Raw genomic sequence first — 19,669 nt, forward strand, 5'->3', positions numbered from 1 at the left:
GCGATGCAGATCGGATCGCGCTGGCGCAGGTGGTTTCGTCGCCGAGAGGCGGACGAGGCGCTGGCGCAGGAGCTCGATGGATACGTCGACCTCCTCACGGCCGAGACGATTGCGGCAGGCGTCCCCGCCGACGAGGCGCGACGTCTCGCGCGGGCGGCGACCAGCATCGCGAGCACCACGGAAGCGGTGCGCGACGTGCGCCGCGGCGCTCGCGTCGACGCACTGATCCGCGAGATCTCGCAAGCGATCCGCACTCTGCGTCGCACCCCGCGCTTCACCGTCGCCGCCGTGCTGACCCTCGGCATCGGCCTCGGTGCCTCGACCGCGATCTTCAACCTTGTCAATGCGGCACTGCTGCACCCGCTGCCGTTCCCCCGCGCCGACCGGCTCGCGATCCTTACCGAATCGCACCCTGGGAAGGCGGAGAAGACCGGCGCGCCGTATCCTGACTTCCTGGAATGGAAGGCGCAGAGTACCTCCTTCCACCGGATGGAGGCATACTGGAACCTTCGCGTCGACGGCGTTGTCTTCGGCGCCGGCGGCCCTCCGGAGCGCCTGCGCTACGCCATCGTGACAGACGGATTCTTCTCCCTCCTCGGGATCACGCCGGCGATCGGCCGGAGTTTTACGGCGACCGACAATCGTGCCGGGAGCGGAAAGAGCTTCATTGTCAGTGATGCGGTGTGGCGCCGAGATCTTGGCGCGCGCAAGGATGCGATCGGCAAGTCATACGTGGTCGATGGTTCTCCGTACGTCCTCGTCGGCGTGCTGCCGCCGCGGACGCAGTTTCCCGATGACTGCGACATCTGGTTTCCAATGAGTGTGCTCAATGGATTCCCGACCGACCGGATCTCGCACCAGTTCTGGGTCGTCGGCGAGCTGAACGGCGGCGCGTCGCTCGAGCGGGCGCAGGCGGAGATGAGCGCCATCGAGCACCGGCTCGCCGTGGCGTATCCGGGAACCGATGACGGCTGGCAGGTGTCGGTCCGGTCGCTGCGAAGCGAATACATCGGCAACCTGCGCACCACGTTACTGGTCCTCTTCGGCGCCACCGGATTCATCTTGCTGATCGCCGGCGCCAGCGTCGCCAATCTTACCCTCGCCCGCGCCCTCGGCCGCGATCGCGAGTTCGCCATCCGCACCGCGCTCGGCGCCAGTCGGGCGCGGCTGATGATGCATTGTCTCGTGGAGAGTGCGATCGTGACGGTCATCGGCCTCGCGCTCGGTCTGGCGATCGCGATGATCACCCGAAGGATCCTCTTCGCCACGACGCCGTTCGGGGCGTCGCGAGCGATCACCAGCAACCTCGACCTGCGTGTCTGGCTCTTCGGCGGCGTGCTCGCTGCGATCGTCGCGACCGTGATTGGCGCGGTTCCAGCCATTCACGCGATCGGTCGCGCTCCGCACGATGCACTCCGCGGCGGAGAACGTGCCGGCACCGGGCGGCGAGGGCGACGGGCCCAGAACGCGCTGGTGATCGTGGAGCTTGCGCTGACCTTGCTCCTCCTTGCGGGCGCGGGCCTCATGGCGCGCACGCTGGTTGCGCTCAACCAGATCGAACCGGGCTTTGCTTCCGACCATCTCCTGACCGCGCAGATCGCGCTCCCCGACGATGCCTACCCGCACGCCGCGCAGCGGATCGCGTTTCATCAGGCGATGCAAGCGCGAGTCGGTGCGCTTCCAGGCGTGCAGTCGGTGACGATCGCAGACGAACTGCCCTTCGCCGGCGGCGCCGGCTTCGCGGAGAGCTTCAACGTCGACGATCAGCCACGAGTCGATTGGGCGACGGCGCGCGCGGCGATGGATCATGAGGTCGGGCCCGGTTACTTCGCCACGCTGCGGATGCCGCTGATTCGCGGTCGCTTCCCGCTCGCCGGCGACAGCAACGTCGTGGTGATCAACCGCACCATGGCCGCCGCGTTCTGGCCCGGGATCGATCCGCTGGGTCACCGGATCATGACGCTCGACGAACCGGATCGTCCGCTGCAGATCATCGGCGTTGTCGGCGACGTGCGGACTCCCGGCGTCGACCGACCCGTCGATCCGGCGATGTACGTCCCGGGTGTGTCGGGGCGGCATGTGGCGCTGGCAGTCCGTACCAGGGGCGATCCTACCGCGATCGAGCGCGACGTGGAGGAGATCGCGGCGGCGATCGATCCGGGCGTCGCGGTCTACCGGTTCGCTTCGATGGATCAGTTGATCGACGCCTCGCTCGGCGATCGCCGGCTCGGCATGGTGATGCTGGCCTCCTTCGCCGGATTCGCGATTCTCGTCGCGGCGATCGGCGTCTTCGGGCTGCTGACGTTCACGGTGAGCCGGAGGACCCGTGAGATCGGCGTGCGTGCAGCGCTTGGCGCGCGCCCGCGAGATATCGTGCGGAGTGTCGGAGTCGACGGACTACGGCTGCTCGTTGCCGGGGTGGTATTCGGCCTGATTGGCGCGCTGCTGCTGACGCGATTCATGCGATCGCTGCTCTACGGGGTGGTGCCGCTCGACGGCGTGACGCTGGGGAGTGCGGCGGTGGTCGTTGTCCTGGTGGCACTCACTGCGGCGGCGCTGCCGATTCGCCGGGCGCTGCGAGTAGATCCGCTGACGGCGCTCAGGGCCGAGTAGGGGGAGCGGCGGGGCGATATACTTCTCGCCTGATGCGCACCCTCTCCAAATCCGATTTCAAGCTCGCCAGCAACTGCGCCACCAAGCTCCACTACAAGGAGCGCGGCTACCCGCAGCGCGAGGATGACAACCCCTACCTCGCCATGCTCGCCGAGGGCGGCTACATGGTCGAGCAGCTAGCGCGTCTCCGCTTTCCCGAAGCGATCACGCTCAGCTACGGCCGCGATCCGGTGCTTGATGCCGCTGAGACGCGCCAGGCGCTTCATGCTGACCAGGTGACGCTCTTCGAGGCGACGATCCTTTCCGGCCGCAAGCTTGTCCGCATCGACGTGCTCCGGAAGAATGGCAATCGTGTCGACCTGATCGAGGTGAAGTCGAAGTCGTTCGATCCATTGGCAGGCGGTGCCGCAGGGCCGTTCCGCAACAGCAAGAAGCGTGGGAACGAGTATCCGATCAACAGTGAGTGGATCGAGTACATCGACGATGTGACGTACCAGACGATGGTCCTCCGCGAGGCGTGTCCGGAATTCATCGTCACGCCATGGCTTCTCGTCGTCGACAAGACGGGCGAGACGAGCGTCGAGGCGTTGCCGCAGCTCTTCGAGATTCGCCGCGACGTCGAGATCGACGGCCGGATCAAGGATCTCGACATCCGCTACACCGGCGCTTCCGACAATCCGGCGGCGCAGGAGATCCTCACGCAGGTGAATGTCTCCTCGGAAGTCGAGCAGCGCCTTCCCGAAGTTGCAGCGATCGCGGAGGAACTGCTGGCGCTCTATCACGACGACGTCGTCGACCGCGCCCCACCTGATCTCCGTTATGTCACCTGTCGCGACTGTGAATTCCGCGTGGCGGAAGGAGTCGAGCAGAACGGCTTCGCCGAGTGCTGGGGCGCCCTTGGAGCGGTGAAGCCGAGCATTCTTGAGCTGTACAAATTCAGTACGACGAAGCTCGGCGACGAATCGCTCGCCGACGTGATGATCCGAGCGGGGAAGGTCTCGCTGTACGACGTCAACGAAGCCGACCTGGTGAAGAAGTCGGGGGAGCCGACTGCGGCATCGGTACGGCAGCTGCGGCAGATCGCGTGCACTCGTGACGACGAAGTGTGGATCTCACCGCGCATGGCCGAGGCGCTGGGGTCGTGGCAGTATCCGCTCCACTTCATCGACTTCGAGACGTCGATGATGGCGCTGCCGTATCACGCCGGGATGCGGCCGTTCGAGACGATCGGATTTCAGTGGAGCTGTCATTCGATTGACGTTCCCGGCGGCGAGGTTCGCCACGCCGAGTGGCTCAACGACCGCGACAGCTGGCCGTGCCTCGAGTTCGTCGAATCGCTGCGCGAGGCGATCGGCGACGACGGGACAGTGCTGATGTGGGCGACGCATGAGCGGACGACGCTCAACAAGATCGCCGATCAGATGGAACGGTACGGAGTCGGCACGCCGGAGCTACGCGCGTGGATGGAGCGGCTGGTGGGAACGAAGGACGAGCCCGGGCGGCTTCGCGACATGAACCGCTTGTGCGAGCAGTACTTCGTACTCCCGGGGACGGGGCGGACCAGCATCAAGGTGATTCTCGACGGGTTGTGGCAGCGCGATGCGGTGATGCGCGAGCGATTCCGCGAGTGGTTCGGCGGCGACGCGTATGAGGTGGCCGCTGGGAAGGGGCCATATGAAGCGCTGCCGGAGCTGACGATTGCGGGGACGACGCTCGATGTCTCGGAGGGGACCGGCGCGATGCGGGCGTACCAGGCGATGCTGTACGGGGCTGAACGGCGCGATCCGGCGCTGGTGGAGGGGTATCGGATGCTGCTGAAGCGCTACTGCAAGCTGGATACGCTGGCGATGGTGCTGGTGTGGGATAGTTGGAGGCGGAGGGGGGAGGGGTGATGGTCTTGCCAACCAGCAGCAGGGCCCAAGCCAGGCGCGGCAGTTCATCCTTCGCGAAGCGCAAATGACTAGATCGGCGGCACTAAAGACCGTAGATCGAGTCCCGCCGCGACCCGATCCCTCGGTCGCTGCGCCCCTTCGGGATGACAACGTGGCCTGCCGCTACGCTGTCACTTCCGCTTGTCGATCGGCACGAACGGCCGCTCGTCAGCGCCGGTGTAGATCTGCCGCGGCCGCGCGATCTTCTGTTCCTTGTCGTTGATCATCTCTTCCCACTGCGCCAGCCACCCAGGCAGCCGCCCCAGCGCGAAGATCACGGTGAAGTAATCGGTCGGATACCCCATCGCCTGGTAGATCAACCCCGAATAGAAGTCGACGTTGGGGTAGAGCTTCCGCTTGATGAAGTAGTCGTCGCTCAGCGCGATCCGTTCGAGCTCGAGCGCGATCTCCAGCTTCTTGTTGAGGCCGGTCTGCGCGAAGACATCATCCGCGACCTTCTTGATCAGCTTCGCCCGCGGATCGTACGACTTGTAAACGCGGTGGCCAAATCCCATCAGGCGCCCATGACCCGCCTTCACGCTCTCGATGAACGCCGGGATCTTGTCCTTCGTCCCGATTTCGTCGAGCATCCGCAGCACTGCCTCGTTCGCCCCGCCATGCAGCGGACCGTACAACGCGGCAATACCTGCCGACACCGCCGAGAACGGATCGACACCCGACGAACCGACGGCACGCACCGCGCTCGTCGAGCAATTCTGCTCGTGATCGGCGTGAAGAATCAGGAGGATCTCGAGCGCGCGCTGCAGCACCGGATTCGGCTCGTGCTTCCCGCCGATCGAGAACATCATGTTGACGTAGTTGCCGACGTAGCTCAGGTCATTGCGCGGGAATTCGTACGGCAACCCGCGCGAGTGACGGAAGAGGAACGCCGCCAGCGTCGGGAGCTTCGCGAGGAGCCGCACCCGCTGGACGTAGCGGTTCTGCGGATCCTCGATGTCCTTGGCGTCGGGATAGAAGGTCGACAGGCCGCCGACGATGCCGAGCAGCATTCCCATCGGATGGGCGTCGTAGCGATATCCTTCGAGGAACTTGATGATGTTGGTGTGGACGTAGGTGTGGAAGCGGATGTCCTCGGTCCACTTGTCGAGCTCCGCCTTGTTGGGGAGCTCGCCGTTGTTGAGGAGGTAGGCGACTTCGAGGAAGGTCGCCTCTTCGGCGATCTGTTCGATCGGATAGCCACGATAGCGGAGGATCCCGCGGTCGCCGTCGATGTAGGTGATGGCACTGCGACACGCGGCGGTGTTCATGAACGCCGGGTCGTAGGTCATCATCCCGAAGTCGTCGTCCTTGACCTTGATCTGTCTGAGGTCGAGGGCCCGGATGGTGTCGTCGGTGATCGGGACGTCGTACGACTTCCCGGTCCGGTTGTCGGTGATGGTGAGGGTATCGGCAGCCACAGTCCGCCTCCCGCGCGGGATCGTCGAAACGGTTGTCTGACGGGGTGGAAGATATATCGGTCGGGAAACAGTGCCGCCTTATCTTCCCGCGATGTCACGACCCGATGACGACGCCGCCACCGCGGTCCGGTCCCGGCGCGAAGGTTTGCTCGTGGGAGCCGCTGTCGGCGCGGCGCTGGCGGCTGGTTCGCCGCCTCCGCCGGAGCGCTCGCGGGCCCCGATTGCCCTCGCCGACGCCCTCCTCGGCGAACTGGTGGGCGGCGGCGTCGACCTGCGCCGGATGAGCCGGAGCTGGGTGACGTGGTACCGCAGCGACGGCCTCGATGCCGACCCGATCCTGGCGATGGCGCTGCAACACCTGGAAGAGTTCGACGCGCCGACCGACCAGTTGCCGCAGCCCTCCGCCATCGCGATCGCGGCGGCACTTCCGGCGGCGCTCGCAGCGGCGTCACCGCGGGCGATGGTCTCAGGGACGTTTCATGTCGCGCGGATGCTCGACCCGAGACCGACGACCGGGCTCGTCGCCACGGCGATCGTGGTCGCCGCCGCCGCATTGATCGACGGGCAGCGCGACGTCCTTCCGGAAGCGGTGACCTTCCTTCGCGCCAACGACGCACCGGCGCCGCTCGTCGAACAGTTCCGCGCGGTGGCGCGCGACCGGCACATCCCGCCGCCATCCCCTCGCGGTCCGCATCCCGATCCTGCCACCGTGGCGACCTGGGTATTGGGCGAGCTCGACCGGCACTCGCGGAGCGTCGACCTCCTCCACAACCTCGTCGACGCCGGCGTCTCATCGACCGCCGGTGCGATTCTCGGCGCGCTCGCCGGCGCGCGGGACGGCGTCGCTTCGTGGCCTGATAGATGGTTGCAGGGCGGTGGCGATGACGTGTCGCGCCGGCAGAAGATGGCATCGCGACTCGGTTGAGCCGCACAACGGCAGCGGGTTACTCTGCTCCCTCTGGATCTTCGACGATCCCCCGTTCGAGCCACGTGAAATCGCCGTGCAGCACTCGCCGGGCGAGTGCGCGCGTTGCTGCGTCGTCGTTGTCGCGGACAGAGCCGAGGAGCGTGTCGACGCGCCGAGCCGAGTGACGGCAGAAGAGAAGCGCCACATCGACGGCACTGGAGTCGCCGGCACGGGCGAGGGCGTCTGCACGGGAGATCGCGGCACTCATCGCAAAGAGTTCGGCGCCTGCGTCAACAAGACGGAAGAGGATCGCCTGCTTCTGCTCCAGTTTCGGTCCCCAGCGCACCATCGAATGGAAGAGTGTGCGGGCAAGTTTGCGTGATCGACGCTCGACGATGCGCAGGGGTACCGCGAGTGGTCCCATTCCACTGAAACGCGGCCACCAGCCCCAGCCGAGCCAGAGCCGCGGATACCAGATGGCGTAGTATCTCGCGGCGCGCGCGAGCGACTTGAAGCGGGCGGCGCGCGGCGCCTTCGGATTGACCAGATCGCCGGCGACCTTGAGATGCGTGTCGAGTGCTTCACGCGCAATGAAGAGGCGCATGATCTCGCTCGATCCCTCGAAGATCCGGTTGATCCGGTAGTCACGCGACATCCGCTCGACCGGGTCGGGACGCTCGCCGCGCAGCCTGAGCGACGCCGCAGTCTCGTAGCCACGGCCGCCGCGAATCTGCAGGCAGTCGTCGATGATCCGGAACCCGATCTCCGAATTCCACAGCTTCGCGACCGCTGCTTCGAGGCGAATGTCGCTGCGTCCCTGGTCGGCGAGCGACGATGCGAGGTCGGAGACCGCGTCCATCGCGAAGGTGTCGGCCGCCATCGTCCCGATCTTCTGCGCGATCGCGTCGTGCTCGCCGATCGGTTTACCCCACTGGACCCTTTCGTTCGCCCACCGGCGGGTGATCCGCAGGGCGCGCTTCGCGCCGGCGGCGCATGACGCGGGGAGGGTGAGCCGTCCGGTGTTGAGCGTCGTCAGCGCGAGCTTGAGCCCTTTCCCTTCGCCCCAGATCACATTCTCGACCGGAACGCGCACGTCGGTGAAGCGCAGCACGCCGTTCTGCATCCCGTGCAATCCCATGAATCGCAGCCGGTGCACCACCTCGACGCCGGGCCATTCGCGTTCGACGATGAACGCGGTGATCCGCTTGCCGGTGCGCGCCATCACCACGATCAGCTCGGCGATCGGTCCATTGGTGCACCAGAGCTTCTCGCCGTTGAGGATCCAGTGCGTGCCGTCGGGATCGAGCTCGGCGTGCGTCGAGATCCCGGCGGGATCCGATCCGACCTCAACTTCCGTGAGCGCAAACGCAGAGATCGCACCGGCGGCGATGCGCGGGAGATACTTCGCGCGTTGCGCATCGGTGCCGAAGAGCTGCAGCGGCACGCTCACGCCGATCGACTGCGACGCCGAAAGGAGTGCGGTGAGCGAACCGTCCCATGAAGTGACCAGCCCCATCGCGTGGGTGTACGACAGCTGCGAGAGACCGAGGCCACCGTACTCAATTGGAAGCTTGATCCCGAAGGCGCCGATTGAGCGTAGCCCTTCGATCACCTCATCGGTGATCCGCCCTTCGCGATCGATCCGGTCGGGGTCGACATGATCGAGCAGGAAGGTGGAGAGCGCCTCGAGAAACGGTGCGGCGCGGGCGGTGTCGGCGGGATCAGGCTCGGGAAACGGGTGAATCAGCGAGAAGGGAAGGCGGCCATCGAAGAGGGCGCGAAGAAAGCTCGGATTCCGCCACTCGGTTTCCCGCGCCGCCTCGGCAGTGGCGCGGGCGTCGTCAGCTGAGTGGGCGGGGCTCGCGGCGCCGGACATCGTGCGTCACGGAGCGAGCGAGGGAAGTGTCACCGAGCAAGTCGTTTCGAATCCGCCGCGCACGTTGTAGACAGTCGACACGGTGAGCGATTTCGCGTGCAGGACGCGCTGCAGATCTTCGGCGATCCGAGCGGTGGCGTGTTCCTGGAAGATCCCGACGTTGCGATAGCTCATGATGTAGTACTTGAGGCTCTTGAGCTCGATGCAGCAATCGCCGGGCACGTAACGCACCGTCAAGTCGGCAATATCGGGGAGGCCGCTGAACGGACAGACCGCGGAGAATTCGCGGGTGGTGGTGACGATCTCCTGGACCGGGCCGTCATAGGGGAACGTCTCCAGCACCGCGATGTCGATCGCGTCGGTACCGGTGAACGGTATGGTGCGGCCTTCGGCTGTGGCCATGCTAGGGTCCCCCTGCGGTAGTGTCATTCCGAGCGGAGCAGTCGCAGCGCGATTGCGCAGTCGAGGAACAAAATTTACTTCCTATCGCGCTCCTTGGGGCGCACCCGGCCGCTGTGGACCGCGTCGAAACCGAACTTGGCGCGGACCCGGTCGACCGCGCTGGTGAGGTCGCGCTGTCGGGTACGGTCCGGTTCCTCGAAGAGATCGCCGACATCGGCGGGGGCGAGGCCGGTCGCGGCGATGCCGAGGAGGCGCACCCCCTGGCGGCGCGCGCGTGCGGCGGCGAATGCCGGTCCCATCAGCGCGCGAGCCGGCGCCATCAGTTCGGCGTCGAGCGCCGTCGCCGCATCGAGCGTCTTGCGCCGGGTGACGGTGACAAAGTCCCCGTGGCGCAGCTTGAGGACAACCGTCCGTGCCACCAGTCCCTCTTCGCGAAGCTGATTCGCCATCCGAGAGGTGAGAACAAGGAGGACGCGATCGAGCTCGTCGAGCGAGGTCAGGTCGCGCCCGAAGGTCGTCTCGCGGCTCACCGACCTCGGGAGATCGTGGGCGCGGAGCGACGTGCCGCCGCGTCCGTCAGCGCGGCGCGCCAGCCAGAGTGCTTCGTCGCGCCCGACGAGCTTGGCGAGTTCATCTGCCGGCATCGTCTGGATCTGTGCCACATCGGAGAGGCCGCGCTCGGCGAGCCGCTTCGCCGTCTTCGGTCCGATTCCCGGAAGTGCAGCGAGCGACAGCCCCGCGACAAACGCCCGCTCCCATCCGGGGCGCACTTCGCAGATCGCGCGCGGCTTGGCGTAGTCGCTGGCGATCTTGGCGATCATCCGGTTGGGGCCGATGCCGATCGAACAGCTCAGTCCGCTCGCGGCGGCGACCTCGTTGCGGATCAGCTCGGCGTGTTCGAGGAGCGAGACGGGAAAGAGGAGATCGGTCCCGGTGAAATCGAGGTATCCCTCGTCGAGGCCGGTCATCACCGCGACCGGTGCGTGTTTCGCCATCACCTTCTGCACCGCGCGCGACGCCGTGCGGTAATGGGTGAATTCGCCGCGGACGAAGGTTGCGTCGGGACAGAGCCGCGCCGCCTGCGCGATCGGCATCCCACTCCGCACGCCGAACTTGCGCGCGCCGTAGCTTGCCGACTGCACCACGCCGCGCGACTCGCGCCGCCCACCGACGATCAGCAGCTCGACGTCGCGGAGCTCGGGTTGGTGCTGCCGGCAGACCTCGACGAAGAACGCGTCGAGATCGACGTGCATGAAGCGGGTGGACAATGGTGCCCTCGTCCTGAGCGAAGCAGCCGCTCAGCGGCTGCGGAGTCGAAGGATAGATTGCAGCGCCATTCTTTGGAGCGTGTCATGCGAATCGGATTCGCCGGCCTGGGCGCGATCGGCGCCCCCATGGCGGCCCAGTGCGCCGCCAAGCACGAGCTCACGGTGTGGAACCGCACGCGGTCGCGGGCCGACCAGTTCGCCGCCGAGCACCCGGGAGTGCGCATCGCCGCCACGCCGCGCGAACTCGCTGCCGCAAGCGATGCCGTCATCACCTGCCTGCCGACCTCGGCCGACGTCGGGGCGATCATCGCCGGTCCCGATGGATTGCTCGCCGGCTTCCGCTCTGGCAGCCTTCTCATCGACTGCACCTCGGGCGATCCGTCGACATCGCGGACCATCGCGAAGGATCTCGGCGCGCACGGGATCGAGTTTGTCGACGCGCCGGTGAGCGGCGGGCCGCCACTTGCCCGCGAGGGGCGCCTCACGGTGATGTGCGGCGGCGATGCCGCGGCGATCGAGCGGGCGCGCCCGGTGGTCGGATCGTTTGCGGCGAAGGTGGTGCATCTCGGGCCCGTCGGCGCCGGCCACGCGATGAAGGCGGTCAACAATGCGCTGCTCGCGGTCCACATCCTCGCGCTGGCCGAGGGACTCGTCACCCTGGCGAAGGCGGGGCTCGCGCCGAAGGCGATGGTCGAGGTCCTCAACGCATCGAGCGGGCGGTCGTTCGTGAGCGAGGCGCTGGTCCCGGAGCGGGTGCTGACCGGGACGTGGCCGCAACTCTTCCGCCTGGCGCTCCTCGAAAAGGACATCGGCATCGCCGAAACGCTGGCGACGTCGATGGGAGTGCCGCATCCCGTCCTCGGCGAGGCGCGGGAGCGGATGCGCGCGCTCCGGGCCAAGCTTGGAGAATCCGCTGACTATATGGATCCGATCCGGGACGCCGAGCAGGGGGCGGGTGTGGAGCTGCGCGGGTGAACGACGGAGCAGGGGAGGCGGAGGAGCTTCAGGCGGCAGGGATGTCGGCGGTCGCGCCGCCGGTGCTGGTGCTGGTGGCGGTGCAGGATCTCGTCAACCTCGCCTCGTGCATCCGGATCGCGAAGAATTTCGGCCTCGAAACGGTGCGCCTCGTGGCTCCGGAGTGCGAGGTCGATCTCTACCGGATCGAAGGGGTGGCCCACAACACCGCCGACCTCCTCGATCGGATGACGATTCACGAGACGCTCGACGAAGCCTTCGCCGACCTCATCTGTGTGCACGCCCTCACCGGACGGGAGCGCACCGCGAAGCGCACGGTGGTGCGGCCGCGCGCGGGAGCGGCCGATCTCATCGAGCGCAGCGCCAGCGGTCGCGTCGGCATCCTGGCGGGGCGCGAGGACAAGGGGCTCAGCAACGAGGAGCTCGACCGTTGCAACGCGCTGGTGACGATCAGCGCGAATCCTGCGTACAACTCGCTCAATCTCGCGCAGGCGGTCGCGGTCTACTGCTACGAGCTCTGGGTCGCGCGCGGTGGCGACGATCTCCCGTTCAAGCCGCCGCGCAAGGCGTCGGAGCCGCCGACGCAGGCGCAGATCGAAGCGCTCTTCGCGACCTGGCGCACCGCGCTCGAGGAGATCGAGTTTTTCAAGACGCGGCAGCCCGACCTGGTGATGCGCTCGTTCCGCGAGGTCCTCTACCGGGCCGATCCCGACGCGCGCGAGGCCGCTCTGTTCCGCGCCATCGGGCTCGAAATCGGCCACGTCCTGCGGCGACGCGGCGCCGAATCAACCCCGCCGCCAGTCTGAGGTTGAACCGCTTTCGAACATCCACTACTTTTTCGGCTCTCCCAACTGCGTGGGTGGACAAGCGATATGCGAAAACGGCTCTTCCTGGGACTTGGTGTCCTGGCGATCGCTGCGGTGGCGACCCTGACTGTCTTCCGCCGCGGTAGTGCCCAGCAGACCACGGCAGGAAAACCCGTCGTCGCCAATGTCGACCCCGCATCACTCAAAGGTCCTCGCCAGCCGATCTTCTTCCGGCACGATATTCACGTCGGTCGGAACCAGATGCAGTGTCAGTATTGCCACTACTCGGTTGGCGTCTCCAACGAACCGGGGATCCCGAGCATGCAGACGTGCATGGGGTGCCACTTCTCGATCGCCGGAAGCACGCCGCAGAACAAGGCCGAGATCGGCAAGCTGACCAAGGCGTGGTACGCCAAGACGCCGATCGAATGGGTCCGCATCCACGCCGTCGCCCGTCACGTCCACTTCCCGCACAACCTGCATATCAAGGCGCTCGGCCCGCAGGCGTGCGCCACCTGCCACGGCAACGTGGCCCGCATGGCGCAGGTGTACAAGGTGAACAACGTGAACAACATGGGCTTCTGCATCAATTGCCACATCGAGCGGAAAGTTTCGCGCGATTGCAGCCAGTGTCATTTCTGAGATGACGACTCGGAATCCCGAAGACGGAGCCGCGATGGCGGGTCAAACCGAAGGTGCGGGTGTCGACCGGCGGCAATTCCTCAAGGTGCTCGGAACCGCCGGCGCAGGTGCCGCGGTCCTGACCGGATGTTCGACCGAGAAGGTCCAGAAGCTGGTTCCGTATCTGGTGCAGTCGGAGGATCAGGTCCCCGGGATCCCCACGTGGTACGCCAGCACCTGCGCCGAGTGCAGCAGCGGCTGCGGGATCTACGTCAAGACCCGCGAAGGGCGCCCGATCAAGCTCGAAGGGAATCCTGATCACCCGGTCAACGCCGGCACCCTCTGTTCGCGTGGACAGGCCGGTCTGCAATCGCTCTACAATCCCGACCGCCTCACCGGACCGATGGCGAAGAACGCCGCCGGCAAGTGGGACGCGATCAAGTGGGATGACGCCATCGCTCGTTTCGCCGCAAAGGTTGCCGCGGCGCAGGGCGAACTCGCCGTGATCAACGGCTACGGCCCGTCGACCTTCTCGTCGCTCCTCACCAAGTGGACGTCGGCGCTGGGCGGGTTCATCACGAACTACCAGACGTTCTCGCGCGAGCCGGAGCGCCTTGCCAATCAGAAGTCGTGGGGCCGGACCGATCTCCCGGTCTACGACTTCGGCGCGGCCAAATACATCATCTCCTTCGGCGCCGACTATCTCGAAACGTGGGGCTCGACGGTCGAGCAGCAGCGTGGATTCGCCACGTCGCACGGCTTCCACGACGGCATCATGGCGCGGGCGGTCTTTGTCGGGCCGCGCCTCTCGCTCACCGCAGCGAATTCGGACGAGTGGGTCAACGTGCCGGTCGGGACGGAAACGCTCGTCGCGCTGGCGATGGCGCAGGTCATCGGATCGAAGAAGGGGAACGCCGGGGCCGCATCGCTGGGCGACTACACGCCCGACAAGGTCGCTGCCGCAACGGGGCTCACCGCGCAGAAGATCACCGCGCTCGCCGACGCGTTCGTGGCCGCATCGCCGTCGCTCGCGGTGGCTGGCGGCGTTGGCGCGCAGCATCGCGGCGCGATCGAACTCTGCCAGGCGGTCAACCTGCTGAATGAGATGGCGGGGAACGTTGGCCAGACGGTGAAGTTCGGGGCAGCACCCGCCGAGAGCGAAGGATATGGCAGCGTCGAGGCCCTGTTCGAACGGATGGGGAAGGGCGAGTTCCAGGTCGTGCTGGTGCACGATTCGAATCCACTGTACACCCTGCCGCGCGGCGGGAAGTTCGGCGACGCGTTCGCGAAGGTGCCGTTCAAGGTGTCGACCGCGGCGATCCTCGACGAAACCGCTGCGGCGTGCGACCTGATTCTGCCGAGCCTCCATGGGCTCGAGCGGTGGGACGACCTGATGCCGCGCGCCGGCGTCCACGGCGTGATGCAGCCGGTGATCGAGCCGGTGCGCGACGGGATGCACATCGGGGATCTAATCCTCAAGGCATCGAAGACAATCGGCGGCGCCGCCGCGGCGTTCAACGCGCCGAGCTTCGAGGACTATCTCAAGGGCGAGTGGCAGAAGACGCTCGGCGGCAACGACTTCGCCGACGGCTGGCGCGAGACCCTCGGGAAGGGTGGCGTCTTCGGGCCGGCGGTGGCTGTTGAAACACCGAAATCGACCGGTGCGGCGGTGTCGTACACCAAGCCGACGTTCGACGGCACCGGCGACTATGTCCTGATGCCGTACCCGTCGATGCAATACTACGACGGTCGCGGCGCCAACAAGCCGTGGCTCCTCGAGAACCCCGATCCAATCACCAAGATCACCTGGCAGTCGTGGGTCGAAATGCACCCCGACACCGCGGCGAAGATCGATGTCCGTGAAGGCGAAATCGTCGAGTTGACGTCGCCGCATGGAAAGATCCGCGCGCAGGTCTACGTCTACCCCGGTGTTCGCCCAGAGACACTGGCGATGCCGCTCGGTCTCGGCCACACCGAGTACGGCCGGTACGCCAAGGGACGCGGCGTCACCCCGCTCGAGCTGCTCGGCGGCGGCGACGGCAACGGATTCCTCCCGTACGTCGGGACCAAGGTGAGCGTGGCGCTCACCGGCGATTATCACAAGACGGCGCGTGTCGACGGGATGCCGCGGCAGCTCGGTCGCGGAATCATCCAGACGATGCCGCTGGTGAACGCGGCGAAGGGGATGACGCCCGAGGAGTCGTACAAGGCGGTCGGGCTCAAGATCGCCGAAGAGAACACGGCGCTCGAAGAGAAGGCGCTCGAAGGATGGCAAGAGCGGCAGATCGAGCAGACGAAAGTCGGCGACTACGAGCCAACCGACATGCCGCAGTGGGGAATGGCAGTCGACCTCTCGCGCTGCACGGGCTGCTCCGCGTGCGTCACGGCGTGCTACGCCGAGAACAACATTCCGACCGTGGGTGAAGAGCAGGTCTTCCGCCGCCGCGAGATGAGCTGGATGCGCATCGAGCGCTACTGGGAAGGCGGCACCGACGGCGAACAGATCCAGGCGCGCTTCTCGCCGGTGATGTGCCAGCACTGCGGCGCGGCACCATGCGAGCCGGTCTGCCCGGTCTATGCGTCGTATCACACCCCTGATGGGCTCAACGGACAGGTGTACAACCGCTGCGTCGGCACCCGCTACTGCAGCAATAACTGTCCGTTCAAGGTGCGCTACTTCAACTGGCTCAAGTACACCGACATCGCATGGCCGGAGCCGCTCAACCTGCAGCTCAATCCCGATGTGGTGACCCGCGTGCGCGGTGTGATGGAGAAGTGCACCTTCTGCATCCAGCGGATCCGCGGCGCGCAGCACACGGCGATTCTCGAGAACCGCGGGCTCCGCACCGGCGAAGTGGTCACCGCATGCGCGCAGGCGTGCCCGTCGGGCGCGATCAAGTTCGGCAACATCAAGGATCCGGCCGAGGAAGTGGTCAAGTGGAAGAACGATCGGCGGGGCTACACGATGCTCGAGGCGACCAACGTCCAGCCCTCGGTGACATACCTCGCCAAGGTGTTGAATGTCGAGACGGCCGACTTCCACGGCGGGGAGGAGCGCTGACATGGCGGTGATCGCACACGATCCGAGCATGCCGACGCAGACCCACGCGGAAGTCACGCGGGATGTGGTCCGCACCATCACCGAGAAGCCGGAGCCGGGATACTACATCCTCGCCGGCGCGATGGCGTGCCTTACGCTGCTGCTCTTCTTCACGCTGGGCGCCCTGCTCAAGTACGGACTCGGGATCGCGGGGTATTCGCCGCCGATCATGTGGTCGGTGTACATCACGACCTTCGTCTTCTGGATCGGCATCGGCCACGCCGGCACGCTGATCTCGGCGATTCTTTATCTCTTCCGGTCGCGGTGGCGCACCGCGGTCTACCGCTCGACCGAAGCGATGACGGTCTTCGCCGTGATGACGGCAGCACTCTTCCCGATCATTCACATCGGGCGGCAGTGGCTCTTCTACTGGCTGATTCCGTACCCCAACCAGCGCTTCCTCTGGCCGAACTTCAAGTCGCCGCTGATGTGGGACGTGTTCGCGATTTCGACGTACCTGACGGTGTCGTCGACGTTCCTGGTGATCGGGCTGATCCCCGACATCGCGGCGGTGCGCGACCACGTGAGCGGCTGGAAGAAGAAGCTCTACTCGGCACTCTCGCTGGGATGGACCGGTGCCGATTCGCAGTGGCGCCACTACAGCCGGGCGTATCTCTACCTCGCCGCCCTCGCGACGCCGCTGGTCCTCTCGGTGCACTCCGTGGTGTCCTGGGACTTCGCCATGTCGATCATCCCCGGCTGGCACGGGACGATTTTCGCGCCGTACTTCGTGGCCGGCGCGATCTACTCCGGCATCGGCATGGTCCTGACGCTGATCATTCCGCTCCGCAAGGTGCTGCGGCTGGAGCACATGATCACCGACTACCACTTCGACAACCTCGCCAAGCTGACACTGCTGACCGGCTCGATCCTCTTCTACGCGTATTCGATGGAGTACTTCGTCGCGTGGTACTCGGGGAGCCCGTTCGAGCAGGCGACGTTCTGGCGCCGCGTCTTCGGGCCGAACTGGTGGGCGGGCTGGTCGATGGTGATCTGCAACGCCTTCGTGTCGCAGCTTCTGTGGTTCAAGAAGATTCGCACCTCGCTCCCGGCACTCTTCGTCATCTCGATCTTCATCAACATCGGGATGTGGTTCGAGCGGTGGGTGATCATCTCGATGTCACTGACCAACGACTACGTGCCGTACGCCTGGGGCCAGATCAATCCGACCTGGGCTGACTGGTGCATCCTCGCCGGCTCGTTCGGCTGGTTCGGACTCTGGTTCACGCTCTTCTACAAGAACTTCCCGATCGTCGCGATTCAGGAGATCAAGGAAATGATCCCGATGGCGCGCCGGAAGTCACACGCGGGGGCGCACTGATGGCCGCGGTGACGTCGGTTCCGGGAGTGCTCGGCTCGTTCGATCACGTCGACGGCGCCGCCGACGCGATCCGCGAGCTCAAGTCGTCGGGGTTCAAGGACCTCACGGTCTACACTGCTGCGGCCAATCACGAAATCGAGACGGCGATCGGCGATCCGGTCTCGCCGGTGCGGATGTTCACGCTGGTTGGTGGGCTCTGCGGCGTCGCGGCCGGCTTCGGCATGACGATCTGGATGTCGCGCGACTGGCCGCTGATCACCGGCGCCAAGGCGGTCGCGGCGATCCCGGCGTACGTCGTCTTCGGCTTCGAGCTGACGGTGCTGGTCGGCTCGCTCTGCACCGCATTCGGGATCGTGATCCTGTCGATGCGCAAGTCACTCAAGGGCCGCGCCTACTCGCCGCGATTCAGCGACGACCGAATCGGGATCTTCGTTCCCTGTCGGTCCGATCAGGCCAATGCCGTCGAACAGGTGCTGGTGCACCACGGCTCGGTGGAGGTGACCCGTGATGCGTAAGGCGATCCTGTTCGCCGGGCTGGTACTGCTCAGCGGCTGCAACTTCTGGTACAACGACGTTCCGTCGCCCGACGATCTGATGCACCACATTCCGTGGTTTGATCACATGATCGTGGCGAAGTCGGTGAATCCGTATTCGAGCGCGGCCGTGCCGCGGTACACTCCGGCCGGCGCAGTGCCGGTGGGCGGCGGTGAAGCCGACTGGCGCACCACCGATCCGTCCAAGCTGCAATACGGCTTCGACACGCTGTACGCCAAGAAGCTGGTGCGTCCCGCCAACCTGACGACGCGCCCCGACTCGCGCAGCGGGCAGGAGGTCTTCAATACCTACTGCGCCGTCTGTCACGGCTTCGCCGCCGACGGGAACGGTCCCGTGAAGGAGATGCTCGCGCCGTCGCTGCTCACCGCGCAGGCGCGCGCTTTCCCTGACGGCTACCTGTACAGCATGGTGCGCTACGGCCGCGGCCGGATGCCGCAGTACGGCGACAAGATCACCCGCATCGACGAACGCTGGGCGGTCGTCGATTACCTCCGCTCGCTGCAGGCGAAGTCGCCGGCGCCGCCGGCACCCGCACCGACCAAGGGGAGCCATTGATGGCCACCGACTTCGCCAAGATCAAGGATCAGCTCGCTGAGCGAAGCGTGAACGCGAATTACAGCGCGTTCTTCACCAGCGGTCTGGTGCTCGCCGCGATCGGCCTGGTGCTGTTCATCGTGTCGCTGCTCGGTGACGGGAGTCATCGCGCCTGGCAGGCCTTCCATGTGAACTGGATCTTCTGGACCGGGATCTGCGCCGGCGCGATCGCGATCACGGCCGTGCACAAGATCGTCGGCGCCAAGTGGTCCGGGGTGATCCTCCGCCTCTCGCAGGCGACGTCGTTCTTCATCCCGGTGTCGCTGATCGGTCTGGTGCTCATCATGACCGTCGGCTACCACGACATCTACGGCAACATGGCCGCAGCACTCCCGGGGCTTTCTCCCGGCAAGGCGCGCTGGCTGTCGCACAGCTGGATGGCGATCCGGATGTTCGTCGGGCTCGGCCTGCTCTTCTGGATCGGAATCCGGATGATCCGCAGCGATCTCCTCCCCGATCTCGTGACGGTGCGCGACCGCGTCACCGGACCGCGGCGGGTGCGCTACGACCGGATGCTGCAGGGATACGACGAAGCGGCCAACCACGACCGGATCTATCACTCGGCGGCGATCTACGCGCCGCTGTACGCGTTCGTGATGACGATCGTCGCGTTCGACGGCATCATGGCGCTGCAGCCGCACTGGTATTCCAACCTGCTCGGCGGCTGGTACTTCATGGGGGCGTGGCTCGGCGCGCTGATGCTCGACGCGTTGCTGATGCTGTACGCGCGCAAGGCGGTCAACCTTCGCGAGTTCATCACCGACAAGCAGCGCCACGATCTTGGCAAGCTCTGCTTCGGCTTCACCGTCTTCTGGACCTACCTGATGTGGGCGCAGTTCCTGGTGATCTGGTACGGGAACATGCACGAGGAGACCGGCTTCGTCTTCGCGCGGCTCTGGGGGCCGTGGCGCCCGGTCGGGGCTGCTGTCGGGATCGGTGTCTTCCTGATTCCGTTCGCGGGACTCCTTGGCGTCGCACCGAAGAAGGCGCCGCTCACGCTCGGCTTGCTCGCGACGATCTCCTTCGCCTCGCTCTGGCTCGAACGGTACCTGCTCGTGACGCCGTCGGTCACCGCGGCGGCGGGGCCGGTCTTCGGGCTTCCCGAGCTCGGGCCGATCTGTCTCTTCCTTGGACTCTTCCTCACCTGCTACGCGATCTTCGCGCGGACGTTCCCGATGGTTTCACCCCGCCTTGCGCTCATCACGCTTCAGAAGGAAGCGGCGCATCACGGCGAGATTTATGAAAGCCAGGTCGGCTAGCTGACGGCGCGCTGACACGGCGC

General features: G+C 66.0%; 15 protein-coding genes. 11 read left to right on the top strand and 4 right to left on the bottom strand.

Annotation, left to right across the window (positions count from 1 at the left end; translation table 11 throughout):
- The first annotated feature begins 3 nt into the window (after window positions 1-3).
- Complete coding sequence (locus tag VGM20_09230) at window positions 4-2,613, top strand: ABC transporter permease (GenBank protein HEY4101045.1); 2,610 nt, start codon at window positions 4-6, stop codon at window positions 2,611-2,613.
- A gap of 32 nt (window positions 2,614-2,645) precedes the next feature.
- A complete protein-coding gene (locus VGM20_09235; GenBank protein HEY4101046.1) occupies window positions 2,646-4,505 on the top strand; it encodes a DUF2779 domain-containing protein in 1,860 nt (619 codons plus the stop codon).
- 170 nt (window positions 4,506-4,675) lie between these two features.
- Here VGM20_09235 and VGM20_09240 read toward each other — a convergent pair whose 3' ends face one another.
- Window positions 4,676-5,962, bottom strand: a complete 1,287-nt coding sequence (locus VGM20_09240) for a citrate synthase (GenBank protein HEY4101047.1) — start codon at window positions 5,960-5,962, stop codon at window positions 4,676-4,678.
- Window positions 5,963-6,053: 91 nt separating this feature from the next.
- Here VGM20_09240 and VGM20_09245 point away from each other — a divergent pair, with 91 nt between their 5' ends.
- A complete protein-coding gene (locus tag VGM20_09245) occupies window positions 6,054-6,887 on the top strand; it encodes an ADP-ribosylglycohydrolase family protein (GenBank protein HEY4101048.1) in 834 nt (277 codons plus the stop codon).
- 19 nt (window positions 6,888-6,906) lie between these two features.
- On the opposite strand, the gene VGM20_09250 is transcribed toward VGM20_09245, so the two are convergent.
- The 3 genes from VGM20_09250 to dinB all read right to left on the bottom strand — a co-directional run bounded on the left by VGM20_09250 (window position 6,907) and on the right by dinB (window position 10,415).
- Window positions 6,907-8,745 (bottom strand): acyl-CoA dehydrogenase family protein, encoded by a 1,839-nt coding sequence (locus VGM20_09250; protein ID HEY4101049.1) that lies wholly within the window; start codon window positions 8,743-8,745, stop codon window positions 6,907-6,909.
- Between the two features lie 6 nt (window positions 8,746-8,751).
- Window positions 8,752-9,147 (bottom strand): preQ(1) synthase, encoded by a 396-nt coding sequence (gene queF / locus VGM20_09255; GenBank protein ID HEY4101050.1) that lies wholly within the window; start codon window positions 9,145-9,147, stop codon window positions 8,752-8,754.
- 74 nt (window positions 9,148-9,221) lie between these two features.
- Window positions 9,222-10,415, bottom strand: coding sequence for a DNA polymerase IV (gene dinB, locus VGM20_09260; protein ID HEY4101051.1), 1,194 nt, complete (start codon window positions 10,413-10,415; stop codon window positions 9,222-9,224).
- 84 nt (window positions 10,416-10,499) lie between these two features.
- Here dinB and VGM20_09265 point away from each other — a divergent pair, with 84 nt between their 5' ends.
- From VGM20_09265 to VGM20_09300, 8 genes are all read left to right on the top strand, one after another.
- Window positions 10,500-11,390, top strand: coding sequence for an NAD(P)-dependent oxidoreductase (locus VGM20_09265; protein HEY4101052.1), 891 nt, complete (start codon window positions 10,500-10,502; stop codon window positions 11,388-11,390).
- The gene (locus VGM20_09270; GenBank protein ID HEY4101053.1) at window positions 11,387-12,196 is read left to right on the top strand and encodes a TrmH family RNA methyltransferase; all 810 of its coding nucleotides are present in this window, start codon (window positions 11,387-11,389) and stop codon (window positions 12,194-12,196) included. Before VGM20_09265 ends, VGM20_09270 begins: the two co-directional genes overlap by 4 nt.
- A 66-nt stretch (window positions 12,197-12,262) precedes the next feature.
- The gene (locus tag VGM20_09275; protein ID HEY4101054.1) at window positions 12,263-12,838 is read left to right on the top strand and encodes a cytochrome c3 family protein; all 576 of its coding nucleotides are present in this window, start codon (window positions 12,263-12,265) and stop codon (window positions 12,836-12,838) included.
- Window positions 12,839-12,872: 34 nt separating this feature from the next.
- A complete protein-coding gene (locus VGM20_09280) occupies window positions 12,873-15,878 on the top strand; it encodes a molybdopterin-dependent oxidoreductase (GenBank protein HEY4101055.1) in 3,006 nt (1,001 codons plus the stop codon).
- A gap of 1 nt (window position 15,879) precedes the next feature.
- Entirely contained in the window at window positions 15,880-17,238 is a 1,359-nt protein-coding gene (nrfD, locus tag VGM20_09285) for an NrfD/PsrC family molybdoenzyme membrane anchor subunit (GenBank protein ID HEY4101056.1), read from the top strand.
- Window positions 17,238-17,753, top strand: coding sequence for a DUF3341 domain-containing protein (locus tag VGM20_09290; protein HEY4101057.1), 516 nt, complete (start codon window positions 17,238-17,240; stop codon window positions 17,751-17,753). Before nrfD ends, VGM20_09290 begins: the two co-directional genes overlap by 1 nt.
- Complete coding sequence (locus tag VGM20_09295; protein ID HEY4101058.1) at window positions 17,746-18,348, top strand: cytochrome c; 603 nt, start codon at window positions 17,746-17,748, stop codon at window positions 18,346-18,348. The genes VGM20_09290 and VGM20_09295 overlap by 8 nt, the downstream gene beginning before the upstream one ends.
- A complete protein-coding gene (locus VGM20_09300; protein ID HEY4101059.1) occupies window positions 18,348-19,646 on the top strand; it encodes a hypothetical protein in 1,299 nt (432 codons plus the stop codon). The genes VGM20_09295 and VGM20_09300 overlap by 1 nt, the downstream gene beginning before the upstream one ends.
- Window positions 19,647-19,669: the final 23 nt, after the last annotated feature.

The sequence above is a fragment of the Gemmatimonadales bacterium genome, from assembly GCA_036500345.1.
Lineage (GTDB): Bacteria > Gemmatimonadota > Gemmatimonadetes > Gemmatimonadales > GWC2-71-9 > Palsa-1233.